Consider the following 26,290-nt stretch of genomic DNA (forward strand, 5'->3'; position numbering starts at 1 on the left):
GGCCGCCATCAGTTCGCGGATCGAATTTTCGCCGATCGCTTCGTCACGGCCTTCCATCGCGGCCAGGGCCGAGCCCTTGATGACCGGAATGTCGTCGCCGGGGTAATCATACGACGACAGAAGCTCGCGGATTTCCATTTCCACCAGTTCCAGAAGTTCCTCGTCATCGACCTGGTCGACCTTGTTCATGTAGACGACCATATAGGGGATGCCGACCTGACGACCCAGCAGGATGTGCTCGCGGGTCTGGGGCATCGGGCCATCGGCCGCGTTCACAACCAGAATCGCGCCGTCCATCTGCGCCGCACCGGTGATCATGTTCTTCACATAGTCGGCGTGGCCGGGGCAATCGACGTGCGCATAGTGACGGTTCTCGGTCTCATATTCGACGTGCGCCGTCGAAATGGTGATCCCGCGGGCCTTTTCTTCGGGCGCGCCGTCGATCTGGTCATAGGCGCGGAAATCGCCGAAATACTTGGTGATCGCCGCCGTCAACGTCGTCTTGCCGTGGTCAACGTGACCAATGGTGCCGATGTTTACGTGCGGTTTTGAGCGGTCAAACTTTGCCTTAGCCATGGTGGCCTCCTTGATTGTCGTGTGCGGTGCGTGACCTCACGCACCCTACGGGGGATGGTAGGGTGGGCCAGTGGCCCACCGCAGTTATGCGTATTTCGACTGGATTTCTTCCGAGATGTTGTGCGGGACCGGGTCATAATGCGAGAATTGCATCGTAAACTGGGCACGCCCCGAAGACATCGAGCGCAGCGTGTTGATATAGCCAAACATGTTGGCCAGCGGAACCTTCGCATCAATCGCGATCGCATTGCCGCGTTGTTCCTGGCCAGACACCTGACCACGACGCGATGTCAGATCGCCGATGACGTTACCGGTGTATTCTTCCGGTGTCACAACCTCGACCTTCATGATCGGCTCAAGCAGCTTGGCCCCTGCCTTGCGCAGACCTTCCCGCATGCCCATGCGACCGGCGATTTCGAAGGCCATGACGCTGGAGTCAACATCGTGGAACTTGCCGTCGATCAGGGCGACCTTGAAGTCGATGACCGGGAAGCCGGCCAGCGGGCCACTGTCCATCACCGAACGGATACCTTTTTCAACGCCCGGAATGTATTCCTTGGGCACGGCGCCGCCGACGATACGGCTCTCGAACGAGAAGCCTTCGCCCGGTTCTGTTGGCGAAATGATCATCTTGACCTCGGCGAACTGACCCGAACCACCCGACTGTTTCTTGTGGGTGTAGGTATGCTCGACCTCGTGACCGATGGTTTCGCGATAGGCCACCTGAGGCGCACCGATATTGGCGTCGACTTTGAATTCACGGCGCAGACGATCCACCAGAATATCGAGGTGAAGTTCGCCCATGCCCTTCATGATGGTCTGACCGGACTCAAGGTCGGTCTCAACACGGAAGGACGGATCTTCTGCGGCAAGACGTGCCAGACCGGCAGACATTTTTTCCTGGTCGCCCTTGGTCTTCGGCTCGACCGCGATTTCGATAACCGGGTCGGGGAAGGTCATGGTTTCCAGAACAACCGGCTCTTTGGGATCGCAAAGCGTGTCCCCGGTGGTTGTGTCCTTCAGGCCCGCAAGTGCGATGATGTCGCCGGCAAAGGCTTCTTCGATCTCTTCACGGTTGTTGGAGTGCATCATCATCATACGACCGATGCGCTCTTTCTTGCCTTTGGTGGCGTTCAGAAGCGTGTCACCCTTTTTCATCACACCGGAATAGATCCGGGTGAAGGTCAAGGTGCCGACAAAGGGGTCGTTCATGATCTTGAACGCCAGGCCCGAGAACGGCATGGTGTCATCCGCGCGGCGCGGGATGTCGCGTGTCTCGGTTTCATCGTCAGGCGCAAAGCCCATGTAATCGACAACGTCCAGCGGGCTGGGAAGGTAATCAATCACGGCGTTCAGAAGCGGCTGTACACCTTTGTTCTTGAACGCAGAGCCAGCCAGAACCGGCACAAAGCTCAGCGACAGCGTACCCTTGCGGATCAGCTTGCGAAGAGTCGGCAGATCGGGCTCTTCGCCTTCAAGGTAGGCTTCCATCGCGACGTCGTCTTGTTCGACCGCGTTCTCGATCAGCTTGGCACGCCATTCGTCAGCCTGATCTTTCAGGCTGTCGCGGATCGGCTTCTTAACCCAGCTTGCGCCAAGATCTTCACCTTCCCAGACCCATTCCGTCATAGTGACGAGGTCAACGATGCCTTCAAGCTCGTTCTCGGCACCGATCGGGATCTGGATCGGGCAGGCGATCGCGCCGGTGCGGCTTTCGATCATGTGCACACAGTTGAAGAAGTCTGCGCCGATCTTGTCCATCTTGTTTACGAAAACAATGCGCGGAACTTTGTAACGGTCGGCTTGACGCCAGACGGTTTCGGTCTGCGGCTCGACACCGGCGTTGGCGTCAAGAACACAGACAGCGCCATCAAGCACAGCCAGCGAACGCTCGACTTCGATGGTGAAGTCGACGTGACCGGGGGTGTCGATGATGTTCAGACGGTGCTTTTCGGAATCGGGCTCGGTGCCGGTCTCGGTACGTTCCCAGAATGTGGTGGTCGCCGCCGAGGTGATCGTGATCCCGCGCTCCTGCTCCTGCTCCATCCAGTCCATGGTGGCCGCACCATCGTGCACCTCACCAAGGTTGTGGGATTTGCCGGTGTAAAACAGGATCCGTTCCGAGCAGGTTGTTTTTCCTGCGTCGATATGGGCCATGATGCCGAAGTTGCGATAGCGGTCGAGCGGATAATCGCGTGCCATGATGAATTGCCTCTAGGGTTTACCAGCGGTAATGGCTGAAGGCTTTGTTCGCCTCGGCCATCTTATGGGTGTCTTCGCGCTTTTTAACAGCCGAACCACGGCTCTGAACGGCATCCAGCAATTCGCCGGCAAGACGCTCTTCCATCGTGTGCTCGTTGCGGCTGCGCGAGGCGTTGATCAACCAGCGGATCGCCAGAGCTTCCCGACGCTCGGGACGCACTTCGACCGGCACCTGGTAGGTGGCACCGCCCACACGGCGCGAACGGACTTCGACCGAGGGCTGGATGTTTTCAAGTGCTTCGTGGAACACTTCGACGGGGGCGCGCTTGATCTTGTCTTCGACGCGATTGAGGGCGTTGTAGACAATTTTCTCGGCGGCAGATTTCTTGCCGTCGATCATCAGGTTATTCATGAACTTTGTCAGAACCCGATCGCCATATTTGGCGTCGGGCAGAACTTCGCGTTTTTCTGCTGCGTGACGGCGTGACATCTTTTAATCCTCTTATTTCGGACGCTTGGCGCCGTATTTGGAACGGCGCTGTTTACGATCCTTGACGCCCTGAGTATCCAGAACACCGCGCAGGATGTGGTAACGCACACCGGGAAGGTCTTTTACACGGCCGCCACGGATCAGGACAACAGAGTGCTCCTGAAGGTTGTGGCTCTCACCGGGAATATAGGAAATGACCTCGAAGCCATTGGTCAGGCGCACTTTGGCAACCTTCCGCATGGCCGAGTTCGGTTTCTTCGGCGTCGTGGTGTAGACGCGTGTACAAACGCCACGTTTCTGCGGGCAACCCTGCAGGTGCTGTGACTTTGTGGTTCTGACTTTTGGCTGCCGCGGCTTGCGGATCAGCTGTTGGATCGTTGGCATTCCGGTTCTTTCCCCGTCTCTCAACACATGTGTCTGCACGCTCGCACGTGCGGTTAATCAAATACATATCGCGCGTCCGCAATACGCAAAGACCGCAATCGCACCCGGTAAAATTGGGTCCGACGCGGTGGGTTTCCAGAGGATCGGGGCACAGGCCCGGATCTTGACCACTTCAGTTCTGATATCGGCGACGGGGCGACCCCCAGTGCCGGGATGGGGCGCGTATATGGGGAGTCGCAGAGCTTGTCAACAGCCCGAACCGCGCTTGCACCAAAGCCCTCTCGGTGCGATGTATCCGACACGAGAGCGGACAACAAGGGCCGCCATCTGGAGCGATTTGCGATGCGAGTGATCGGAATTTGCCGGTTTTCCTATCCTGCCCTTGGCGGATTCAAGCGGATGCATGACACGATCGAGGATCGTGAGGCCTATTTATATGCGCCGGAGCGTATGGAATTGCGGTTTCGCCACTTCGAAACCCTGACCCTGCCGTCGATTGCCGGCCAGAAGCGCAAGGATTTCACCTTTCTGGTGCTGATCGGCGAAAGTCTTCCGAAACCTTACCGCGACCGGCTTTATGATCTGACCTCGGGGATTGAGCAAGTCAAGATCGTGGAAAGCGTGCCGATGCGCCACCGTCTTGCGATGCAACTTGCGATCAAGGAAGAGCTGGGCGACGACAAGACCGAATCAATCCAGTTCCGGCTTGATGACGATGATGCGGTCGGCGTCAACTTTGTCCGCAGCCTGCGCTGGTTCGTCAAGCAAAGCGCCGCGATGCGCCGGAAATGGCGCTATATGGCGATAGAGTTCAATCACGGCTATTCGGTGCAGCTCTCTGATCAGGGGATCATGGCCGAAGACGTGCTGACCCCGTTCTGGGCCTGCGGGCTGGCGGTTCTGTTTCGCGCAAGCGATCCGCGTACGGTAATGAATTTCGCCCATCACAAGCTGCATCACAGCATGCCCACGGTGATCAATCCGACACCTTACATGTATCTGCGCTCAAAGCATGACGACAATGATTCCGCCGCCAATTACAAGACCGGCCCGTTGCATCCGCTCACAGACAAGGAACGCGCCCTTTTCAAGGCACAGTTCAACGTGGACGAGGACCAAGTGAAAGCTGTCTTTTCTGCGCCGCCCGCGCGCGTCGACTGACCTGCATTTCGCGGTAAAGGGTGAAAACCCCGCTTGTCACCACGATCCCTGCGCCGATCAGAGTAATGGTCTGCGGCCAGTCGCCAAACACCAGCCAGCCAAGCGCAAGCGCCCAGATCAGGCTTGTATAGCGGAACGGTGCGATAAAACCGACCTCGCCCACCCGCATCACCATGATCGAAAAGAGATACCCCCCGACGATCATAAAGGCCGCCCCGCCGGTCAAAAGCGCGGCGCGGGCATCGACCGGCGCCCAGGGGTCGGACAGGCTGGCTAGGCCAAAGAAGGTCATGATGAAAACCGAGGTGATCAGCGTTACCGTCATCGACGGCACCTCGCGCGACAGGCGCCGGGTGGCCATATCGCGCAGGGTGACAAAGGCCACCGCCGCCAGACCGTAAAGCGAATAGACATTGAAGCCCTCGGTGCCGGGCCGCACGATCAGCATCACCCCGACAAACCCCACGGCAATCGCCAGCATCCGCCGCCAGCCCACCGGCTCGCGAAAGAACAGGGCCGCCGCAAGCGTGATGGTCAGCGGCAACGCCTGCATGATCGCGCTTATATTGGCGATCGGCATGTTGAAAAGCGCGGTGACAAAGAAATAGGCCGAGCCGATTTCGCCCACCATGCGGAAAAACACCGGCCCCCAATCCGCACGCGGCAAAGGCCGCCCCAGAACCCCCATGCGCCAGGCGATAATCGCCACCGCGATGGTGGTGAGCACGCCGCGCATGAACATCACCTGAAATAGCGGGATTTCCCCGGCAAGCATTTTGATCAACGCGTCGTTGAACGTGAAGGCCGCCATCGACGCCATCATCAGCAACGCGCCTGTAAGATTGTCCGAGCGGGTCATTTCTGCCTGTTTTCCAGTCACCTGTCGGCGCATTGGACCCGGATCAGGGCGCGATGCAAGCAGAAATCCAAATGACCGGGCGGGCGCGCCTATTTGGCCAGGGCGCTGTGCAACGCAAGGTGGAGCGCCGGGTTGGCGGCGACCACACCATTCACCTGCGGCACCGGGTTGTTGAAGATAAGCGGCCCCGCCTTGCGGTCAGAGGTCTGCGCGCCCGCCTCGCGCAGGATAAGATCACCAGCGGCGATGTCCCATTCCCAACTGGGTCGCAGGGTCATCATCGCATCATACTTGCCCTCGGCCACAAGGCTAAGGCGATAGGCCAGCGACGGGCGATGGGCGCGCTTGAGGTCTGGCACGATGCCGCCAAGCCAGTTTTCTGCGGTGAAATTGGCTTTGGTCGCCAAGATAGAGGCCCCGGCAAGATCGGCCCGCGCGCCCGCGCGGATCGGCTCACCATTGAGAAAAGCCCCCTGCCCCGCAGCCGCGGAATAAAGCTTGTCGCGCAGCGGCAGATAGATCACGGCGGCCACCACCACGCCTTTTTCGGCCACCGCAAGCGCATGCGCCCAGGTCTCGGAGCCCTCGATAAAGCTTCGGGTTCCGTCAATCGGGTCAATGATGAATACCCGATCATGGCCAAGCCGCGCGGCGGTGTCCTCGCTTTCCTCGGAGAGCCAGCCATAATCGGGCCGCGCCGCGCGCAGGCTCTCGGCCAGCATCGCGTTCACCGCCAGATCGGCCTTGGTCACCGGCCCGGTGCCATCCGGCTTTTCCCAGGGATCAATCGGCCCTTTGGCATGGTGCGTCGCGATGCGCCCCGCCTCTTGGGCGGCCTCGATCAACAGGCTCAGATCAGGTGCCGGCAAGCGTCAGCCCCTCGACCAGAATTGAGGGCACGACGCGGCTTAGATGGGCGCGCGCGTCATTGGCGGGGATGATCGCCTTTAGCATCTCGGGCAGGCTTCCTGCGATGGTGCATTCGTTCACCGCATAGGTGATTTCGCCGTTTTCCACCCAGAACCCCGCCGCGCCGCGTGAATAATCGCCGGTATTGGCGTTGATCGTGGAGCCGATCATCGAGGTCACCAAAAGCCCGGTGCCCATCTGCGCGATAAGATCGTCGCGGCTATGCGGCCCTTGCGTCAGCGCGATGTTCCACGTCCCCGGCGAGGGCGGCGCGGACGTGCCGCGCACCGCGTTTCCGGTGGACTGCATACCAAGCTTGCGGGCATTCGCCAGATCAAGCGTCCAGCCCATGAGTACGCCATTTTCCACAATGCTGCGGGCGCGTGTCGGCAGGCCCTCGGCATCAAACGGACGCGAGCCGCCGATGCGGGGGCGATGCGGATCCTCGATGATCGACAGACCCTCGGGCAGGACAACCTCGCCCATTTTGTCGCGCAGCCAGGACGAGCCGCGCGCCACCGACGCGCCATTGACCGCCGCCAGAAGGTGACCGATCAGAGTGCCCGACACGCGTTCGTCAAACAGCACCGGAAAGCTGCCCGTGGGCGGCTTGCGCGCGCCAAGGCGCTCTACCGCGCGCTCGCCTGCGATCCTGCCAATACCGGAGGTCGGGCGCAGATCACTGGCGAAGATCCGGCTGTCGCCATCATAATCGCGCTCCATCCCGGCGCCGGTGCCCGCAATCGCCACACAGGACAGGCCGGTATCGGTGCGCGCATAGCCGCCGGAAAACCCGTTGCTGGCCGAGATATGCACCGTCCGCCCGCTATAGGCGGCACTGGCCGATTGCACCTGTGTCACGCCACTCACGCCAAGCGCCGCCGCCTCGGCCTCTTGCGCCATCTGCGCAAGGGCATCGGGGGCGGGTTCGTCCGCCGGGTCACACAACTCCAGCGCCGCTATGTCCCACCTGCGCGCAAGCTGATCGGGATCGGCCAGCCCGACATTGGGGTCTGCGGGCGCCTCATGCGCCATGGCAACGGCCCGCTCTGCCAGGGTGGCAAGGGTTTCGGGGCGGGTATCAGAGGCCGAAACATTGGCCTGTCGCCCGCCGATCAACACCCGCAACCCAATCTCGACCCCTTCGGCGCGCTCGGCCTGTTCAAGGGTGCCGCCACGCATGTCGATGGTGACCGAGCTGCCCCGAACCGCGATGGCATCCGCCGCCCCGGCACCGGCCTTGAGGGCGGCCTCAATCAGGGCCTGGGTCAGATCGTTGAGGGGTTCAGACATGACGCTCTCCTTGTTGCGGCTCAGAGGTAGACCGCGCCGCAGGGTCGCGCAAGGGTCGGGCCTGCGAAAAGGCCGCAAGCGGTGCTTGCGGCCCGATCCCCCTGCAAGGCTGGCGTGATTACCTCAGCCGCTGACCATTGGCCATAACATGGCCCTGTTCATTGACTTCAATCCGCGAGGTGAGCGTATCCTCCCCCTCGCCGGCAACGGCAAACATCCCCACCATCATGCGCACGGTCATCGCCTGTTCCTGAGGCACAAAGCCCATGGCGATCAGCCGGTCCAAAAGCCCATTACCGCCCACCAGCTTGAGATCAACCGCCCCTTCGGGGGCCGGCACACCGCCAAAGCTTGTCAGGTCGGAATTGTCAAATGTGACCGCGCCATCGCCGGTCAGAATGGCCCCCGCCGCCGCGACAACCAGACTATTGAGGTTGAGCGACTGAAGCTCGCCGGGCGTATCGCCGCTGGCGCCAAGGTCTTCCATCTGCTCGGCATTCAGAAGATCGACAAACAGCCGCCCCTTACCGCTCAGATCAAAGGCAATCGTCGCCGGATCGCGCGGCAATTGGCCCGCCGGATCAAACACCGACCAGATCGTGTCGGACAGGGTGAAATCGCCAAGTTCCATCGCAAAGGCAAAATCCTGTGCCTCTTCGCCCTGAGACACCGGCATTTGCATGCGAACGCCGCTGCGCGCCATGCCAAAGGTCACCGGGAACGGCAGGTCGCTACCGGTGAGGGCGACGCTGATATCGCGCCCCTCGGCCTCATACTCAAGGCCATCGACGCCAATGGCGGAGCTGATTGAGCCACTTGCCGAGGCGGTGGTTCCCTCAAGCGTGTCGCCATCGCCCTCGATCCGATAGGCGGCGCCGGCATCCTGATAGGTCATGCCGCTGTCAAAGCGAAACCCGGCATCCAGGCTTGCGGCAATGTCGGTGTTGTCGATCTCTGGCGGCAGGCTGACCTCGCTGTCAAACGCGGTATTGGCAAATGATCCGGTGAGCGCCAGATGCCCACCCTCGGTCGGGTCGGTAAAATCCAGTTCATAGGTCACAGGGCCCGCCGTCATTTTCTGGCGGACATCGCGGGTCTCGCCTGCGTCAAGGCTTGTGCTGCTGCCTTTGATATTGGCGAGGGTGATGTTCGCCGCGCCAATATCAATCGTTTCGCCATCGACATCCAAAGCGTTCAGAACAAGCGAGATCGCATCAGCGGCGTAATCATATTGCATCGCATCCGGCGTGCCCGAGACCGTCATATCCAGTTCGCTTTGCCCAAATTCCATCGTGGCGGTCGTGGTCTTGCCCGGCTCGACCTCGGTCACAAGGGCAATCGGGGTGGTATCGGGCAGGATGATCGACACGGTGCCATCGTCGTTCTCGGTCAGGTCCATCCGGCTCATGCGCAGGGTGGCAAATCCGGATGTGTCGGGCACACTCACTGTCATCGCGATATTGCTGATGGCAAGGGTATTTCCCGACTGTTGCTCGTCGCCGCTCACCTCATACCCGAAGGTGGCAAGATAGGCCTTCCAGTCCTGCCAGACCTGATCAGCCGTCACATCGGCCAAGGCCGCCGTGCCGGTAAACGCAAAAGAAACCAGCGTCGCCGAAGCGATGAGGGAGCGGAGAGCGACCATGATGACACCTTTCAAATTCGAATTCGGCCATAGCTTCGGCTGTCGCGCCGGTCGGGTCAAGTGGCGATCTGGCTGGAACTTGGGCAGGGCAGGGATTAAGTTGGGTGCAGACAAAAGAGGGGATGACCATGACCATGCAGGGCAAATGCGTTCTGATCACCGGCGCCAGCAAGGGAATAGGCGCCGCGACTGCGCGGGTTTTCGCCGCCGCCGGGGCCAATGTGGCGCTTGCCGCGCGCAACGGCGATGCGGTGGCAGAGCTTGCAGGTGAAATAGGCGAGCGCGCCATCGCCCTCCCCTGCGACGTCAGCCGCTATTGGGAGGTCGAGGCGGCGGTCGCGGCCTGCCACACCGCCTTTGGACGGCTTGACGTGTTGATCGGCAATGCCGGGGTGATTGATCCGATTTCCTCGCTCGGCACCGCCGATCCCGAGGCCTGGGGCCATGCGATTGACGTGAATCTCAAGGGCGTGTTCAACGGCATGCGTGCGGCGCTGCCCGGCATGCAGGCGCAAGGCTCGGGCACGATCATCACCATAAGTTCCGGCGCCGCCCACAACGCGCTTGACGGCTGGAGCGCCTATTGCGCCTCCAAGGCGGGGGCGGCGATGCTGACCCGAAGCGGCGACCTGGAAAATCGCGATCACGGTATTCGTGTCATGGGCCTTTCGCCGGGCACGGTGGCCACCGACATGCAGCGCGAGATCAAGAAAAGCGGCATAAATGCCGTCAGTCAGCTTGACTGGTCCGACCACATCCCCCCGGAATGGCCCGCAGAGGCGCTTTTGTGGATGTGCTCGGCGGCCGCGGATGAGTTCATCGGCCAGGAAATCTCGCTGCGCGATGCGGATATCCGCAAGCGCGTTGGCCTGACATGAGCGGCTCTGAGCGTGTCACGCTGACGCGCGATGGCGGGCTCTGGACAGCTACTCTCAACCGACCCGACAAGGCCAATGCCCTGACCGAGCCGATGCTGGCAAAGCTGGCCGATATTGCCGAGGCCGCGCAAGAGGCGCGGGTTTTTGTGCTGACCGGCGCGGGCAAGGTGTTTTCCGCCGGCGCCGATCTTGACGCGGCGCGCGCCGGTCTTGCCACCAGCCCGGAATGGGAACGCCTGTCCGGCGCGATTGCCAATCTGCCAGGGCTGAGCATCGCCGCGCTCAATGGCACGGTTGCGGGTGGCGCTCTGGGCATGGTTCTGGCTTGTGATATTCGTATTGCGGTTGAGGGCGCAGGCGCCTTTTATCCGGTGATGAAGCTTGGCTTTTTGCCGCAACCCAGTGATCCCGCGCGCCTTGCCGCGCTGATCGGGCCTGCGCGGGCGCGCATGATTCTGCTGGCGGGGGCGAAGATAAAAACCGATGAGGCGCTTGGCTGGGGCCTGTTCGACCGGGTGGTGCCACGCGACACCCTGATCGGGACGGCGCATGAGCTGGCGAGGGATGCGCTGGCCGCAAGCCCCGGTCATGCAGCCGCGATCAAACACCTTTGTCCCGGCATGCACTGACATTGCGGGCTGACGGCCATTTTCTTTTGAAAAGAAAATGTTCCAGAAAATTCTTTAAATTTTCTGGGCTCTGCGTGGCTAGCGCTTGCGCCGACCGCCCGGTGTTTTCGAGTGGAAATCGGGCGGGCGTTTTGCGACCCAGGCGATGAATTTTGCCAGGCGCGGCTGCACGCGCAACGCGGCGATCGTGCTATAGTCGCGCGCCAATTCGGCCTCGGTCAGGGTTGCGTGTATCTCATTGTGGCAAATCTGATGCAATAAAACGGTCGCGCCGCCCTTGCCGCCCTTAAGTTTCGGCACAAGGTGGTGCAGACTTTGCCGCGCGCCCGGCGGAATGGCACGGTCACAAAGCGGGCAGATTGGTAATTCTGACGCTATGACTTGATCCTTTCATCCACTGCGGGCAAGAGGATGGCGCGCAGGGCGCGAAAGACAAGAGGTATGTGATGGACGGGCAGCCAGAAATTATCACCCAGGCGATGGGATATGCCCTTGAAGGGTGGGAGATGGCCCAGGGCTGGCTGCTAAGCCCCGCCGCATGGTCGCAGTTCGCGCTTTTGGTTGCCGCCTATCTTTTGGCCGTGCTGATCAGCCGTCGCCTGGCCCCTGGCCTGACCCGTCTTTTGACGCCACCCGCAGGGCAGGACAACATCCTCGCCTCGGCGCGGCGCTCTGTGCTGATCTTTCTGCCGCTGTTGATGCCGCTTCTGGCCTATGGGTTGACCGGGATCGGCGAGAGTGTGACCCGCTCGATCTTTGGCTCGGGCGAGGTGATTGCCTTTGGCAAGCGCCTGTTCCTGTTTCTCGCCGCGCGGCTTTTCGTGCGTGACATTCTGAGCGACCCGTTCCTGCGCATGCTGGGACGGTTTGTCCTTATGCCGGTTGCCATTCTGTATCTCTTCGGTCTCCTTGAGGTCGCCAATGCCAGGCTTGCGGCGATTTCGGTCAATCTTGGCAATATCAGCTTTTCCCTCCTTGCGCTGATCCGCGGCGCGGTCTCTGGCGCGCTCTTGTTCTGGCTCGGGCGCTGGTCGCACACCCAATCCGAGGATTACATCAAACGCCAGGAGGAGTTGCGCCCCGCCACGCGGGAACTGGCAATGAAGGCCAGCCAGATCGTGATCTTCGGTGCGGCCTTCCTGTTGCTGATGTCGATCATGGGCATCGACCTGACGGCAATCGCCGTGTTGGGCGGTGCGCTTGGCGTCGGCATCGGACTTGGCCTGCAACAGATCGCGGCGAATTTCGTCTCGGGTGTTATTCTGTTGCTTGAGGGCCAGACCACGGTTGGCGATTACGTCGTGCTGGACAATGGCGAAGAGGGCACGATCTTTAAAATGACCGCCCGCGCCGCCATTCTGGAAACCATCGACGGGCGCTGGATCGTCGTGCCAAATGAGGATTTCATCACCAGCCGGGTGGTGAATTATTCCGATGCCGGCACGCGCCATCGCTATGAGGCAGCGTTTTCGGTGAGCTATGAGACCGATATCAACCTCATTCCCGAGATGGTCGAGGCCGCCGTGCGCCAGCTTCCCTTTATCCTGCAAGAGCCCGAAGGCCCTGAATGCGAACTGAAGGCCTTTGCCGATAGCGGCGTGGAGTTCAGCGTGGAATACTGGGTCGAGGGGATAGAGGATCTGACCGGAAAATACCGCTCTGACGTATTGTTCGCAATCTGGAACGTTCTCAAGGCCAATACTATCGAAATCCCTTATCCGCAGCGCGTCGTGCATCACAAAGGGGTCAACCCGCCGTCATGACAGGGGCGCTTGTCATCGGCGCCGGGCCTGCGGGGCTTATGGCAGCAGGCGAGCTTGCGCGCGCCGGGCACCGGGTTGTGGTGGCCGAGGCCAAACCGTCGGTCGGTCGCAAGTTCCTGATGGCAGGGAAATCGGGGTTGAACCTGACCAAGGCGGAAGAGTTCGGCGCTTTTCTGGCCGCTTACGGCGCGGCCGCCCCCAACCTGCGCCCGATGCTGGCCGAGTTTGGGCCAGAGGCGGTGCAGGCGTGGGCGCGCGACCTTGGGCAGGATCTTTTTACCGGCACCACAGGGCGGGTTTTCCCGCGCGCGATGAAGGCCTCGCCGCTATTGCGCGCCTGGCTAAATCAGCTGCGGGATGCCGGGGTTGATATCCGCACCCGCTGGTCCTGGGCGGGCTGGGATGCGGGCTATGTGTTTGACACGCCCGAGGGGGTGCAACGGCTTACTCCGGATGTGACGGTTCTGGCATGTGGCGGGGCAAGCTGGGCCCGGCTCGGATCGGACGGGGCCTGGGCCAAACACCTCGACCCCAACGACATCGCCGCATTTCGACCTGCAAACATGGGGGTTCTGGTGGAGTGGTCCGACCATATGGCACGCCATTTCGGGCGGCCTGTCAAAGGCGTCGCGCTTGGCGCTGGATCACAGCGATCACGCGGCGAATTTGTCATATCCGCAAGCGGGATAGAGGGCGGCGGGATTTATGAGGTCAGCGCCGCGCTGCGGAGCGGCGCGCCGCTTGTGCTTGATCTCTTGCCCGATATGACAGAGGCCCAGATCGCCGACAGATTGAACAAGGCCCGAGGCCGCGACAGCCTGCAAAACCGGCTGCGCAAGGCGCTTAAGCTTGATCCGGTGAAACAGGCGCTGTTGATGGAATTTGGCCGCCCCCTGCCCGATCACCCGGCAAAGCCGCTGAAAGCCCTGCCCATCCGTCTCAGCGGTATGCGCCCAATGGATGAGGCGATTTCAACCGCTGGCGGTCTGCGGTTCGAGGCCCTCGACGAGGGCTTGATGATCCGCCACCGCCCCGGCGTTTTTGCCGCCGGAGAGATGCTTGACTGGGAGGCGCCGACAGGTGGATATCTGTTGACCGCTTGCCTCTCGACCGGGCGTTGGGCCGGGCGCCACGCCGCTGCCTATCAGGGCAAAGCAGCCGCCTTTTGAAACGCCGGGCGCGCCATGATGGCCGCCGCGTAAGCGTTCAGTTTCTCACCTGCATCGGGAAAGCCCGCCTTTTGCGCCCAGCCCAAGCAATGGGTCAAAAGCATATCCGGAACAGTCATCTCTTCGCCCATCAGAAACGGCCCCTCAAGGGCGTCGGACAGGCGCGCGATATTGCGGGCATATTCCCATTTGAGCGAATCCTTGACCTCAGGCACGCGCTGTTCTTCGGGCAGGATAAAGCTGTGACGTGCCGCGGCCCAGAGAACGCCGTCGATATCATCCAGAATCTGGTGGGTGAACGCATCCTGACGGGCGCGTGCAATGGTGCCGGGCGCATTGGTCAGCGCGCGATGCTTGTCGGCCAGAAAGGTCATGATCGCGGCGGAATCGGTCAGCACCGCATCGCCATCGCGCAGCGCCGGAATCTTGCCCGACGGATTGGCGGCAAGCGCCTCTTCCGAGCGGGGGGCGGCCGGGATGTGGGTATACTCCTGACCAAGTTCTTCTAGCATCCAAAGCACGCGAAAGGCGCGGCTGGCGCGGGTGCCGATGACGTCATACATTACGATATATCCCTGTTATGAATAGTTGGCGCAACTTCGCCCAAACGGCGGGCAGGTGCAATGCCATAGCGCCTAGCGCATTGCCGCCAGCATCGCCAGACGGATCAACGCGCGCTCGACAAGGGCCATGCCCGGCGCGCGTTGCCCGGCCGAGCGCAATTGCAGATCGGTATCGGTCAGGATCGTCAGCGCCTGCTCAAGCTTTGGCGCGCCCCAGCCCTGCGCCTGACGCAGCATACGGTCACGACGCGGGCCAAAGATCGGCGGGCGCATGCGGCCAATACCCTGCGCCGCACCGCCGGGATCAGAGGCCGCCGTGTAAAGCGCCCGAAAATGGCGGGTGGCACCGATACAAAGCGTCACCGGCTGTGCGCCCTGCGCCTTGAGGCGGCGCATCACCGGGCCGATTTCGGGCGAGCGGCCCTCGGCGACGATATTGAGCACGTCATCAAGATCGGCCTCGGTCGAGGCTGGCGCGCAGGCGGTGATGTCATCGGCCGTCACCGCCGTGTCATCGCCGAGTTTGTAGAGCGCCAGCTTTTCCATGGTCTGGCGGAAGTCGCCGGGATCAATATCCTGCGCAAGCGCGGTAAGATCGGTCATCGCACCCGAGCCGACATTGCCTAGCCCGGCCTTGGCGAGCGCGGCCTCGATATCGGCGCGCGACGGCGGATCGTCGTAAATTCCGACGGCATAGGCGTTTGCATGCGCCTCGAACGCCTTGCGCAGTTTCGAGGTCGCCTTGAGTTGATTGGCGCTTACGATGATCTGGGCGTCGCCCTCTTGCCAATCGGCAAGGGCGGCGAGAATCGGCGCCGACAGCACCTCGGTCGCATCCTCGACAAAGGCGACACGGGGGCCGGGGAAAAACCCCTGCGCCTTGATCGCATCCAGCAACAGGGCCGGGTCCTTGCGCAGATCGCCCGCCGACATGCGGGTCAGGCGCATTTCCTCTTCGCCGGTGGGGCCGATCAGGGCGGCAATCACCTCTTGCCGTTTAAGGGCGATGCGCATGGCATCGGGGCCATAGATCAACAGGCCGGTGCGCCCCGGTTCGGGCCGCGTAAAATAGCGCGGCGCATCGCGGGGCGAAAGCTTCATTGCGCCGGTTCTGGCGCGGCGGCCAGAAGGCGGGTGCTTATCTGTTCGCTGAGAATGTTCATCAGGCGCGTTTCCGCGTCGCGTTCGGCGGCGAGGGTGGCAACCGGCGTGCCCGCGGCGGAATAGCTAGTAAAGCTGTCAACCTTGCCCGAGGTTACAACCGCCCCGGTTTCAAGATCGCGCAGGGCATAGGTCACCGTGCCCAGCATGTTGAAGCGGGTGGCCACGTTGCTGGCGCTGATCGCAATCGAATCCTGTCGCAGATCAATGCCATAGCTAAGCCCATATCGCGCCGCAGAGGTTCGCCCAAAGCGATCCTCAAGCGCACGCGTCAGAAGATATCCCGCGCGGGAGTTGGGCGCATCGACCTCGACTTGCCCGCGAAGGGCATCGCCCGTCCCGCCCGGTGCATAGGCCGGGGTGAACCCGCAGGCCCCAAGCGCAGCGGCCCCAAGCAAAAGCAGATGGCGGCGGTTAAATGACAACATTCACGATCCGTCCGGGGACGACGATGATTTTCCTGGGCTGGGCCCCATCCAGCGCCTTGATCACAGCATCATGGGCCAACGCGACTTTTTCAACCTCCGACTTCGGCATATCATGCGGCACGCTGATCTCGGCGCGCCGCTTGCCGTTGATCTGGATCGGCAGAGTGATGTTTTCATCCACCAGCATCGCCGGATCTGCCAGCGGCCAGGGCGCGGTCGCGACAAGCCCCGTGCCCGCCAGCATCGCCCAGATATCTTCGGCAAGATGCGGCGTCATCGGTGACATAAGCTGGGCCAACGTAAGGCTGGCTTCGGTCTTGGCCGCCTTGCCCGCAGTTGAGCGCGCAAGCGTGTTGGTAAAGGCGTAAAGCCGGGCGATGGCGGCGTTAAAGCCAAAGGATTCAACGCCTTTGGTGACCTCGTCGATGGCCTTGTGCATTTCGCGCAAGAGGGCCTCGTCGGCCTCTGGCGTGGCCGTCTCGGGGGCGTTGGCGACCTCGGAGGCAATGCGCCAGACGCGGGCAAGGTGTTTCGAGGCCGCCTCGGCGCCCGAGGCGGTCCATTCCACATCGCGCTCGGGCGGGCTATCGCTCAGCACGAACCAGCGCGCGGTATCGGCGCCATAGGCGGCGATGATGCTGGCCGGATCAACGACGTTTTTCTTGGATTTCGACATTTTCGCCGAAGGAATGATCTCGACCGGCGTGCCATCAGCCAGCTTGCCGTCGCTGACGTCTTCGGGCAGGTGATAGACCGGGCGACCCTTGGCATCACTGGTCTGGTAAATTTCATGCGTCACCATGCCTTGGGTGAACAGCGCATTGAACGGCTCAATCGCCTTTTTCGGCAGATGGCCGGTGATCTGCATCGCGCGGGCAAAGAAGCGCGAATAAAGCAGGTGCAGGATCGCGTGTTCGATGCCGCCGATATACTGATCGACGTTCATCCAATATTCGGCCTCGGCCAGATCGGTCGGCGTCGCGGCATGCGGCGCGGTGAAGCGCGCGTAATACCACGAGCTATCGACAAAGGTATCCATCGTGTCGGTTTCGCGGGTCGCGGGCGCGCCACAGGCAGGACAGGTGCAATCGCGCCATGTGGGGTGGCGGTCAAGCGGGTTGCCGGGAACCCCGAAATCAATCGGCGTGCCATCCTCGTCATAGGGCAACTGGACCGGAAGGTTCTCTTTCTTCTCGGGCACCACGCCGCAGGTCTCGCAATGCACCACCGGAATCGGACAGCCCCAGTAACGCTGACGCGACAGGCCCCAATCGCGCAGGCGGAACTTGGTCACGCCCTGCCCGACGCCATTCTGCTCGCAGAACTCAATCGCGGCATTGACCGCCGCATCGCCGGTCTGCACTTCGTCGCCGGCAAAGCCGCGCACAAAGCGGGTTTTCTCGGATTTCGGTGGCACAAAGGCCTCGGTCAGCGGCTCGTCCGTGGCCTCGACCGGCTCGAACACCGGGATGATCGGCAGGCCATATTTGGTGGCAAATTCAAAGTCGCGCTGATCATGCGCCGGACAGCCGAAAATCGCCCCGGTGCCATAGTCCATCAGGATGAAATTGGCGATATAGACCGGCAATTCACAAGATGTGTCGAACGGATGGCGCGCGCGCAGCCCGGTGTCGAAACCCATCTTTTCGGCCTTTTCGATGGCCTCGGCGGTGGTGCCACCCTTGCGGGCCTCGACACAGAAGGCGGCCACATCCGGGTTGTCGCGCTCAAGCGTCTTGGCAAGCGGATGATCAGGCGAAATGCCGACAAAAGACGCCCCCATCAATGTATCAGGGCGGGTGGTATAGACCTCAACCCGGTCGTGCCCGTCGGGGCCCTCATTCAGGCCAAAGGCAAACTGAAGCCCGCGCGATTTTCCAATCCAGTTTTCCTGCATCAGGCGCACCTTGGCAGGCCAGTTTTCAAGCCCGTCAAGCGCCTCAAGCAATTCTTCGGCCATGTCCGAAATCCGGAAAAACCACTGCGTCAGCTCGCGCCGCTCGACCTCGGCGCCCGAGCGCCAGCCCTTGCCGTCAATCACCTGTTCATTGGCCAGAACGGTCATATCGACCGGATCCCAGTTGACCACGGCGTTCTTGCGATAAACCAGCCCCTCGGCCAGCATATCGAGGAACAGCGCCTGTTGCTGGCCGTAATATTCCGGATCGCAGGTCGCGAATTCGCGGCTCCAGTCAATGCTGAGACCGAGCGGCTTCATCTGGGCGCGCATGTCGGCGATGTTGCCATAGGTCCAGTCCTTGGGATGACCGCCGCTCGCCATCGCGGCGTTTTCGGCCGGCATGCCAAACGCATCCCAGCCCATCGGGTGCAGGACGTTATGCCCGGTCGCGATCTTATAGCGCGCGACCACATCGCCCATGGTATAGTTGCGCACATGGCCCATGTGGATGCGCCCCGACGGATAGGGGAACATTTCCAGCACATAGTATTTCGGCTTGTCGCCCTCGCGGGTGGCTTTGAAAATACCGGCCCGATCCCAGGCCTGTTGCCATTTCGCTTCGATTTCAGCGGCTGAATAGCGCGACATGGACGGCGCCCCTTATCTGTGATCACGGTGTTGGGGCGGTGATAGGCGCTCGCTGCGCGCGGGTCCAGTGGTTAGGGCCAAAAATGCGGGGCTTTGCAGCGTGCAACAGCCACATTATAACACCCGAACGACAGAGGCAGCGGCAGAATTCATGAAAATCCTTTTTATCCATCAGAATTTCCCCGGACAATACAAACATCTGGCCCCGCTTTTGGCGCGACAGGGCCATCAATGCGTGGCTTTGACCCTGCGGGTGAAAAAGCCGACCGACTGGCAAGGGGTGCGGGTTCTGCCCTATGCCCTGCCGGATCGCGATGGTCAGAAACTGCACCCCTGGCTTGTCGATCTGGATACCAAGGTCACGCGCGGCGAGGCCTGCTATCGCGCGGCCTGCAAAATACGCGACGCGGGGTTTGAACCGGATCTTATTCTTGCGCATCCCGGCTGGGGCGAATCGATGTTTCTGCGCGATGTCTGGCCAAAAGCGCGGATGGGGCTTTATTGCGAGCTTTATCATCACGCCGGCTTTCCGCATCTTGACTTTGACCCTGAATTTGCCAGCAAATCCCCCGAGACCGAGCCGCTGCGCATTCGGCTCAAGAACCTCAACAATCATCTGCATTTCGACTTTGCCCATGCCGGCATCAGCCCGACAGCGTTTCAGGCCAATACCTTTCCCGCCCCCTTCCGCGAGCGCATCACCCTAAGCCATGATGGAATCAACACGGTTCAGGCCTGTCCTGATCCGGATGTGCGCCTGACGATCGACGGGCAATGCGACGTCACCCGCAAGGATGAGGTAATCACCTTTGTGAACCGCAATCTGGAACCTTATCGCGGCTATCACATTTTCATGCGCGCCCTGCCCCGGCTTTTGCGCGAACGCCCGAATGCGACCGTGCTTGTCGTGGGCGGCGACGAGGTAAGCTATGGCGCGCGCGCGCCCAAGGGAAAGACCTGGAAACAGATTTTCATCGACGAGGTGCGCGATCAGATTTCAGATGCCGATTGGGCGCGGGTCCGGTTCCTGGGGCGCATCCCCTATGATCAGTTCCTGCGCCTGCTTCAGGTCACCCGCGTCCACGTCTATCTCACCTATCCGTTTGTCCTGAGCTGGAGCCTGCTTGAGGCGATGAGCTGTGGTGCGGCAATCGTCGCGGGCGATACTGAACCGGTGCGCGAGGTGATCCGTGATGATGAAACCGGGCGGCTTGTCGATTTCTTTGACGGTGATGCCCTGGTCGATCAGGTCTGCGATCTGCTTGATGACGATGCGGCGCGCAGGCGTTTGGGGGAAACGGCACGTGCGATGATCCGCGCGCGCTATGATCTTCAAACCATCTGCCTGCCGCGACAGGTCGCTTGGGTCGGTGATGTGATGGACCAGCCGCTCTAGCCGAGGACCGGCTTGCGACTGCCCCGACACGCCACACCGGGGAAGCGCCCCGGCGTGCCCGCTCAGGATCAGAACCGCGCCGCGTTGATCCGCAACTGACGCGCCCGGCTCAGGATCGCATCCTCAACCGCGCGCTCGGTGGCGGCGCTGACCGGTCCGCCCCGCGATTGCAGCGCCACGTTCAGAGACCGTGCATCCAGCGCCGGATCACTGATCAACACGGTGGCACGATAGGCCTGACCACCCCCCGGAGGTGTACCATAACCGGTTGAAATCACACCTGTAAACGGATCTGCGGCCTCAACAGGCAGGAAATCGAGCACCTGAAGCGTCGCCGTCCAGAGAAAGCGGTTTACCTGGACCTCATCCTTGGCCCCCTTGAAGACATCAAAAACCGAGCTGCCATCGCCTTGCCGCCTGGCCTCACGCCCGCCTTTGACGGTCATGGCATCCGGGTCAAGCCTTGCATCCTTGACGCCACCGCATCCGGCCAAAAGCACAAGGCAAGCCACACAAAGGCCAGCAATATTCATACGGGATTTGATCATGGCACCGTCCGACACTGTTTCTCTTCCCTACTATCCAAGCTGGGCCAGAGGGGCAAGGCGTTTGACAGGCTTGCGTGGACTTGTGCCCGCCCCGAGGGCTGTGGCATGGGTAAAACACCGCCACTTCTGAAAGGAAATGACCCGTGGGCCTGAGCGAGATCAAAGACCGCATGCGCAAAGCCGAAACCGATGCAGGGCGCGCGCCGGGTTGCGTCACCCTGATTGCCGTTTCCAAGGTGCAGCCCGATGCGCGGGTCGAGGCGGTGCTGACCCAGGGCCAGCGCTGCTTTGGCGAGAACCGGGTGCAAGAGGCGGCCGGCAAATGGCCCGGCTTTCGCGAACGTTTTGACGGGATCGACCTGCATCTTATCGGCCCGCTCCAGACCAACAAGACGCGTCAGGCCTTTGATCTGTTTCAGGCGATCCACTCGGTCGACCGCCCGAAACTGGCCCGCACCATCGCCCGGCTGGCACAAGAGGTCGGTCATTGCCCCGATCTGTTTCTTCAGGTCAACACCGGCGAAGAAGACCAGAAGGCCGGCGTTCTGCCGGGCGACATCGATAGCTTTGTGGCCGAATGCCGCGCGCTTGATCTGCCGGTCAAGGGCCTGATGTGCATCCCGCCGGTCGATGAAGAACCCAGCCTGCATTTCGCGCTGCTGGCGAAAATGGCGGCGCGCAACGGGATAAGCGGCCTGTCGATGGGCATGAGCGGCGATTTTGAGCGCGCCATCGCTCTTGGCGCGACACATATCCGCGTCGGAAGCGCGATCTTTGGCGAACGCGAGCACGGCTAGCCCTTGACGATCAACCGCGACCCACAGGTGATCTTCCCGGCAATCCGGCGCAGGTGATCGGGGCGCAGGCCTATACATCCCGCCGTCGGATACCCCGGTCGCCGCCAGCGATGGATAAAGATGCACGACCCCCGCCCCGGCACGGCATAGGGCCAGTTCCAGTCGGTCACCAACACAAGATCATAGAGAGGGTCACCCCGGCGCAGCGCCTCGTGGCTATGGCGATAGGGGGCGCGCACCATCCTGTTGTAATCGCCATCGCCCGGATCATCCGACCAAAGATCGCCGGGCCGGATTGGCACCGCCCAATCGGCAGGGCGGACCATGCGATCAGGCCGATATATCATGCCGACAATCCGATGCACCCCGACCGGCGTCGCCCCGTCGCCCTCGCGCTTTCGCGCCGAGATTCCGCCTCGCCCGATGCTACAGGGATAGCGCGCCCCGCGAAAGCGCAGGCCAAGCGGACTCAGAACAAGATCATCAGGCGTCATCCCGCCATTTTGTCGGAAATCGCACCTCAGGGAAAGCCGCGACAGAGCTGTTTTTCGCAGGGCTATCTTTCATCTTTCCAAAAATACTCAAAACCCCTGCCTGCCTCGGGCGATACCGACTGTGGCAAGGCACAGCCACTGCCGCTATATTGCCCCAGGTAGGGGTTTGTGGGGGCTTTGGAACAACATGCACTGGATACGGATTTTGCTGACCGGGCTCGCCGTGCTGACGGCGGGCGCCGCCCCGGCCCTGGCCGAGCGTGACAGCGTCAAAAGCTATATTTTCGGCAATAGCCTGATCAATCACCTCAGCGACAGCCCCGGCACCGCGGTGCCCTATTGGCTCGCCCAATTGGCGCGCGCAGATGGCAAGTCTTTCGCGACGGCGGGTCAATGGGGCTTTCTGCGTGATTTTGCCAGGCTACCGCCCAAGCCGAACTGGTCCTTTCCCGGCGTCAAATCGGCGGGCGCGCCGCGTGCCGGTGCCGGGTTTGACACGGTGATGATCAACCCCGCGAATTTCATTCAGTATCAGGCGCCCGATGCGCCCTATGAGGGTGAAAATACCGACGCCCAAAGCCCGCTTTCCGCCACACTCAAGGTGCTGGACTGGACCCAGGAGGCCTGGCCCGGCGCGCGGGTGATGATTTATGAAGGCTGGCCCGATATGGCCGGATTTGCCCGCAATTTTCCGCCCTCAAAGCGGGGTTTACGGCGTTGGCATGCCCATGCAACGGGCGCGTATCGCGACTGGTATGACGACTATGTCGCGGCGTTGCGCGCCGCGCGGCCCGGTGTGGATGTGACCTTGATTCCGATCTCGTCGATCTTGTCGGGCCTGCAAACCGGGCTTTTGGCCGATATGCCCGTCGAGGCGCTATTCACCGACAATGCGCCGCATGGCACCGATACGCTGTATTTCCTCGCCGCCCTCGTCACCTATGGCGCGTTTTACGAGGCCCCCCCGCCCAGGGATTTTGCCCTGCCCGACACATTGCACCCGCTGGTGCGCGAAAACTATCCGCAGATCGTTGACGAGATATCAAAGGCGCTCGGACTGAACGCCGAGCAGGCAAATGCTGCTCCTGCCGACGCAGACCCAAAGACGGCAAGCGCCGTCCTGCCCGGCATCGGGGTGCAGAACCCAAGCCTTGGCATGGGTCTGAATGGCATATCCGACTGGTCAAGCCAGCATCCCTTTCTTGACGTGATGAAAACCGCCCGCCCCTGGATCGGCCATAGCGACGACCAATGGGGCGCGTTTAGCACCGAGGCGCTGCAAGCGGGCGGATATCTTGACGCCAATGGCTGGCCACTGGCAATCCCCGAGGGCGCGCGGGCGCTTGAGGCGTTTATTCTGACCGACCAGCCGACCGGCGCCAGCCATCTCAATGGCCGTTACCTGTTGCGCTATGAGGGTGAAGGCGTGATCCGGGTGACCGGGCGCGCCGATAACCTGCGCTATAACTACCGCCTGCGCGAGGTGCGCTTTGATGTCACCCCCGGCGACGGGCCGGTCGCGCTTAGCTTGCTGAAAACCGATCCCGACGATCCGCTGCGCAACATCACAATTGTGCGCGAGGATCAACTGGCGTTGTTTGACCTCGGCGTGATCTTCAACCCGCTCTGGCTCGATCGCATCGCCGATATGCGCCTGTTGCGGTTCATGGACTGGATGTTCACCAATGGCTCGGTTCAGACCGCATGGCAGGATCGCCCGACGCCAAGCGATGCGAGCTATGTCTGGCGCGGTGTTCCGGTCGAGGTAATGGTGGCGCTTGCCAATGAGGTCGGGGCCGATCCGTGGTTCAACATGCCCCACGCCGCCGATGACGGTTATATGCGCGCCTTCGCCGAATATGTCCGCGACCACCTTGACCCCAACCTGCGCGCGCATGTGGAATATTCGAACGAGGTCTGGAATTTCATCTTTCCACAGGCGGTCTGGGCCCGCGACGCCGCAACCGCCCTTTGGGGCGAAGAGGCGGGCGAGGATGGCTGGATTCAATACACCGGCCTGCGCGGCGCGCAAATGTCGGCGATCTGGCGCGAGGTGTTTGGCGATGCAGCCAAGGCGCGTCTGATCATGGTGGCGGCCACCCATACCGGCTGGCCCGGTCTGGAAGAGCCGCTGTTGCAGGCGCCTTTGGCGATCAAGGCCGGGCAGCTGAAGCTCCCCCCTGCCGAGGCGTTCGATGCCTATGGTGTCACCGGCTATTTCGGCCATGATCTCGGCGGTGAGGACACGGTTGAGCGCGTGATGTCATGGATCGCGGCAAGCCGCGCGGTGGCCGAGGCAAAGACCGTCGAGATGGGGTTATCAGGCGCCGCGCGCGAGGCGTATCTTGCCGCCCATGCAAGCGATCTGGCCTATGATCTGGCGGCGGCAAGTCTGCGGCAGGGATCGTTTCGCGAGCTGATGCAGGAGCTTTTGCCCTATCACGCCGAAGCGGCCCACCGCCACAACCTGCGCCTTGTGATGTATGAAGGCGGCAGCCATGTGACCGGCCATGGCGCGGCGGTGGATAACGAGGCGCTGACCGGCTTTTTTACCGCATTCAATTACAGCCCGCAGATGGGCGCGCTTTATGACGACCTGCTGGCGGGATGGTCAGAGGCGGGCGGCACCCTGTTCAATGCCTTTGTCGATGTTGCCGCGCCTTCAAAATGGGGAAGCTGGGGCGCGCTGCGCCATCTCAACGACACCAACCCCCGCTGGGATGCCTTGATGCGCGCCAATCAGACCGCCCCGGGTTGGGCCGCCGCCCGCGCGTCAGGCACGTTTTTGCAAGGCCTGACGCGACGGGCAGGTGACAGCGGCGCAATGCTGAATGGCACCGCCAAGGCCGATATCCTGTTGGGCGGGGCGGGCGATGACATCCTCCACGGGCATGGCGGCAATGACCGGCTGCATGGCGGGGCGGGGCATGATCTTGCGATCCTGAGCGGCGCGCACGCCGATTACACAAGCCGACGCGATGGCCCGCGCGTGATCCTGAAAGGCCCCGAGGGCGAGGTCACGCTTGTGGCGATCGAGGCAGTGACATTTACTGCCGAGCCGGGCGCGGAATTTGCCATTAACGATCTGATCTAAGCGCGCGCCGCATGCCTTTGATCAACGCGTCGGCGCCCAAAGACGAGCGGAACTGATCCACAACCTTTTGTCGACCCGCCTTTGACAAAGCCGCGCAAAGCCCGGGATCGGCGGCCAGAGCGGCAATTGCATCGGCCAGCCTTTCCGGCTCTTTCGGGGGCACAAGCATGCCGTCGCGCCCATCGGTGATCAGCTCTCGCACGCCGCCCGCATCGGTACCGATGGTCGGCACGCCACAGGCCATCGCCTCCATATAGGCGACGCCAAGCGGTTCGTGCCAGCTTGCCAGCACAAAGACATCCGCCGCCAGCAGATGGCGGCGCACCTCGGCGGCACTTATCGCGCCCAGAAGGCGGGCGTTCTGGCCAAGGCCAAGCGTTTCAAGGTGCGCCTGAAGAGTTTGATGATAGCCCGCGCCGCCGGCATCATCCTCGCCCGCGATATCAAGCTCTACCTCAATGCCACGGTCAAGCAACAGGCGCACCGCCGTCAGCAAATCCTGATGGCCCTTAACTACATTGAGCCGCCCACAAGCAAAAAGCCGCAACGGCGCGCCGGGTTTGGGCGGAGCGTATGGCGTTGTGCGCTTGAAATCCTCCGTATCGACGCCCATCGGCTGAATCATCACATCGCGCGGCAGGTCGGGCCCAAGCACCGCCTCGGCCTCGGCCAGCAATTTGCGGGTGATGATGGTGGCAAAGTCGGCATGGCGCCATTTGAACCGCTGACCGGGGCCATAATCCGACAAGGGCCCGTGCAAGGTCAGGCTATAGCCCGGCCCGCCCATCCGCCGGGCCAAGGCACAGATCAGCGCGGCGCGACCACAGGAATGGGCGTGCACATGATCAATCCCGCGCGCCCGGCACTCGGCCATCAAGCGGCGCGCAGCGGGCAGACAGATCAGAGCGTCGCGTAAAAACGCCTTGCCGCCGCCCTCGCCCAGAATATCGCGCCATGGCGCATGAAGCATGCCGCCAAGCGCCGGACCCGGCGCAATTTCACCAAGATAGGTGGTGCGCGCCATCGCCTCGGCCGACCAGTCATGCGAGATAAGCCCCGGCGGCGGCGGGCGGGTGCTGAATAGCGTGACCTCGACCCCAAGCCGCGCCAGATCGGCCAGCTCGCGCCAGAAAAAGATATGCGTCTGGCCCGGAAACTGTGGCACGAGATAGCCAAGTTTCAGCGGCGCATCCTGTTTTATCGTCGGGGTTTCGGGCATCTGCTATTTCGCTTTTGAAAGGTTTTCTAAATAAGGGCTTAGCACAGGCCGCGCGGGCGCATAAGATTTGCTCGCAAAAGAATT

The 26,290-nt window shown here is 61.7% G+C and carries 24 protein-coding genes; 8 read left to right on the forward strand and 16 right to left on the reverse strand.

The window, feature by feature from the left end; genetic code table 11:
- The 4 genes from BMZ91_RS13430 to rpsL all read right to left on the reverse strand — a co-directional run.
- On the reverse strand, positions 1-576 hold a 576-nt coding region (locus tag BMZ91_RS13430; protein WP_143076351.1), incomplete at its 3' end, for a GTP-binding protein.
- Positions 577-660: 84 nt separating this feature from the next.
- A complete protein-coding gene (fusA, locus tag BMZ91_RS13435) occupies positions 661-2,778 on the reverse strand; it encodes an elongation factor G (protein WP_092839843.1) in 2,118 nt (705 codons plus the stop codon).
- 19 nt (positions 2,779-2,797) lie between these two features.
- Positions 2,798-3,268, reverse strand: coding sequence for a 30S ribosomal protein S7 (gene rpsG, locus BMZ91_RS13440; protein WP_092839846.1), 471 nt, complete (start codon positions 3,266-3,268; stop codon positions 2,798-2,800).
- A 12-nt stretch (positions 3,269-3,280) separates the two neighbouring features.
- A complete protein-coding gene (rpsL, locus tag BMZ91_RS13445; protein WP_008281863.1) occupies positions 3,281-3,652 on the reverse strand; it encodes a 30S ribosomal protein S12 in 372 nt (123 codons plus the stop codon).
- 342 nt (positions 3,653-3,994) lie between these two features.
- Between rpsL and BMZ91_RS13450 the strand changes: the two genes are divergently transcribed.
- Positions 3,995-4,813: a glycosyltransferase gene (locus BMZ91_RS13450; protein WP_092839849.1), complete on the forward strand. Its 819-nt coding sequence runs from the start codon at positions 3,995-3,997 to the stop codon at positions 4,811-4,813.
- On the opposite strand, the gene BMZ91_RS13455 is transcribed toward BMZ91_RS13450, so the two are convergent.
- The 4 genes from BMZ91_RS13455 to BMZ91_RS13470 form a co-directional block, all read right to left on the reverse strand.
- Positions 4,752-5,672 carry a DMT family transporter gene (locus BMZ91_RS13455; RefSeq protein ID WP_092840128.1) on the reverse strand — a complete coding sequence of 307 codons (921 nt, stop codon included), beginning with the start codon at positions 5,670-5,672 and terminating at the stop codon, positions 4,752-4,754. The two genes, BMZ91_RS13450 and BMZ91_RS13455, sit on opposite strands and share 62 nt — an antisense overlap.
- Before the next feature lie 89 nt (positions 5,673-5,761).
- Positions 5,762-6,541, reverse strand: a complete 780-nt coding sequence (locus BMZ91_RS13460) for an inositol monophosphatase family protein (RefSeq protein WP_092839852.1) — start codon at positions 6,539-6,541, stop codon at positions 5,762-5,764.
- Positions 6,528-7,874: a TldD/PmbA family protein gene (locus BMZ91_RS13465; protein ID WP_092839855.1), complete on the reverse strand. Its 1,347-nt coding sequence runs from the start codon at positions 7,872-7,874 to the stop codon at positions 6,528-6,530. The genes BMZ91_RS13460 and BMZ91_RS13465 overlap by 14 nt, the downstream gene beginning before the upstream one ends.
- Positions 7,875-7,992: 118 nt before the next feature.
- Positions 7,993-9,519 (reverse strand): DUF2125 domain-containing protein, encoded by a 1,527-nt coding sequence (locus tag BMZ91_RS13470; protein ID WP_092839858.1) that lies wholly within the window; start codon positions 9,517-9,519, stop codon positions 7,993-7,995.
- 128 nt (positions 9,520-9,647) lie between these two features.
- Between BMZ91_RS13470 and BMZ91_RS13475 the strand changes: the two genes are divergently transcribed.
- Positions 9,648-10,397 carry an SDR family oxidoreductase gene (locus BMZ91_RS13475; protein WP_092840131.1) on the forward strand — a complete coding sequence of 250 codons (750 nt, stop codon included), beginning with the start codon at positions 9,648-9,650 and terminating at the stop codon, positions 10,395-10,397.
- Positions 10,394-11,026 carry an enoyl-CoA hydratase/isomerase family protein gene (locus BMZ91_RS13480; RefSeq protein ID WP_092839861.1) on the forward strand — a complete coding sequence of 211 codons (633 nt, stop codon included), beginning with the start codon at positions 10,394-10,396 and terminating at the stop codon, positions 11,024-11,026. Before BMZ91_RS13475 ends, BMZ91_RS13480 begins: the two co-directional genes overlap by 4 nt.
- Positions 11,027-11,104: 78 nt before the next feature.
- On the opposite strand, the gene BMZ91_RS13485 is transcribed toward BMZ91_RS13480, so the two are convergent.
- Positions 11,105-11,404 (reverse strand): HNH endonuclease, encoded by a 300-nt coding sequence (locus BMZ91_RS13485; RefSeq protein WP_092839865.1) that lies wholly within the window; start codon positions 11,402-11,404, stop codon positions 11,105-11,107.
- Positions 11,405-11,472: 68 nt separating this feature from the next.
- On the opposite strand from BMZ91_RS13485, the gene BMZ91_RS13490 reads away from it, so the two are divergent.
- Together BMZ91_RS13490 and BMZ91_RS13495 are read left to right on the forward strand one after the other, a co-directional pair.
- The gene (locus BMZ91_RS13490) at positions 11,473-12,789 is read left to right on the forward strand and encodes a mechanosensitive ion channel family protein (protein ID WP_092839868.1); all 1,317 of its coding nucleotides are present in this window, start codon (positions 11,473-11,475) and stop codon (positions 12,787-12,789) included.
- On the forward strand, positions 12,786-13,958 hold the full coding sequence (locus BMZ91_RS13495; protein WP_092839871.1) for a TIGR03862 family flavoprotein: 1,173 nt from the start codon (positions 12,786-12,788) through the stop codon (positions 13,956-13,958). The genes BMZ91_RS13490 and BMZ91_RS13495 overlap by 4 nt, the downstream gene beginning before the upstream one ends.
- On the opposite strand, the gene BMZ91_RS13500 is transcribed toward BMZ91_RS13495, so the two are convergent.
- The 4 genes from BMZ91_RS13500 to leuS form a co-directional block, all read right to left on the reverse strand.
- The gene (locus BMZ91_RS13500; RefSeq protein WP_092839874.1) at positions 13,934-14,521 is read right to left on the reverse strand and encodes a glutathione S-transferase family protein; all 588 of its coding nucleotides are present in this window, start codon (positions 14,519-14,521) and stop codon (positions 13,934-13,936) included. The genes BMZ91_RS13495 and BMZ91_RS13500 overlap by 25 nt on opposite strands.
- 72 nt (positions 14,522-14,593) lie before the next feature.
- On the reverse strand, positions 14,594-15,622 hold the full coding sequence (gene holA / locus BMZ91_RS13505; protein WP_092839877.1) for a DNA polymerase III subunit delta: 1,029 nt from the start codon (positions 15,620-15,622) through the stop codon (positions 14,594-14,596).
- The gene (gene lptE / locus BMZ91_RS13510) at positions 15,619-16,110 is read right to left on the reverse strand and encodes an LPS assembly lipoprotein LptE (RefSeq protein WP_092839880.1); all 492 of its coding nucleotides are present in this window, start codon (positions 16,108-16,110) and stop codon (positions 15,619-15,621) included. Before lptE ends, holA begins: the two co-directional genes overlap by 4 nt.
- Positions 16,097-18,658, reverse strand: coding sequence for a leucine--tRNA ligase (gene leuS / locus BMZ91_RS13515; RefSeq protein ID WP_092839882.1), 2,562 nt, complete (start codon positions 18,656-18,658; stop codon positions 16,097-16,099). The genes lptE and leuS overlap by 14 nt, the downstream gene beginning before the upstream one ends.
- Positions 18,659-18,809: 151 nt before the next feature.
- Here leuS and BMZ91_RS13520 point away from each other — a divergent pair, with 151 nt between their 5' ends.
- Positions 18,810-20,054 (forward strand): glycosyltransferase, encoded by a 1,245-nt coding sequence (locus tag BMZ91_RS13520; protein ID WP_092839885.1) that lies wholly within the window; start codon positions 18,810-18,812, stop codon positions 20,052-20,054.
- Positions 20,055-20,122: 68 nt separating this feature from the next.
- Here BMZ91_RS13520 and BMZ91_RS13525 read toward each other — a convergent pair whose 3' ends face one another.
- Positions 20,123-20,602 (reverse strand): DUF3576 domain-containing protein, encoded by a 480-nt coding sequence (locus BMZ91_RS13525; protein WP_092839888.1) that lies wholly within the window; start codon positions 20,600-20,602, stop codon positions 20,123-20,125.
- 143 nt (positions 20,603-20,745) lie between these two features.
- On the opposite strand from BMZ91_RS13525, the gene BMZ91_RS13530 reads away from it, so the two are divergent.
- The gene (locus tag BMZ91_RS13530; protein ID WP_092839891.1) at positions 20,746-21,399 is read left to right on the forward strand and encodes a YggS family pyridoxal phosphate-dependent enzyme; all 654 of its coding nucleotides are present in this window, start codon (positions 20,746-20,748) and stop codon (positions 21,397-21,399) included.
- Here BMZ91_RS13530 and BMZ91_RS13535 read toward each other — a convergent pair.
- On the reverse strand, positions 21,396-21,893 hold the full coding sequence (locus BMZ91_RS13535; protein ID WP_092839894.1) for a L,D-transpeptidase family protein: 498 nt from the start codon (positions 21,891-21,893) through the stop codon (positions 21,396-21,398). The genes BMZ91_RS13530 and BMZ91_RS13535 overlap by 4 nt on opposite strands.
- Positions 21,894-22,080: 187 nt before the next feature.
- Between BMZ91_RS13535 and BMZ91_RS13540 the strand changes: the two genes are divergently transcribed.
- Positions 22,081-24,987 (forward strand): calcium-binding protein, encoded by a 2,907-nt coding sequence (locus BMZ91_RS13540; RefSeq protein ID WP_245736382.1) that lies wholly within the window; start codon positions 22,081-22,083, stop codon positions 24,985-24,987.
- On the opposite strand, the gene epsE is transcribed toward BMZ91_RS13540, so the two are convergent.
- A complete protein-coding gene (gene epsE, locus BMZ91_RS13545; protein WP_092839897.1) occupies positions 24,971-26,206 on the reverse strand; it encodes an exopolysaccharide biosynthesis GT4 family glycosyltransferase EpsE in 1,236 nt (411 codons plus the stop codon). The two genes, BMZ91_RS13540 and epsE, sit on opposite strands and share 17 nt — an antisense overlap.
- Positions 26,207-26,290: the final 84 nt, after the last annotated feature.

Source organism: Roseovarius lutimaris (assembly GCF_900115165.1).
GTDB lineage: Bacteria > Pseudomonadota > Alphaproteobacteria > Rhodobacterales > Rhodobacteraceae > Roseovarius > Roseovarius lutimaris.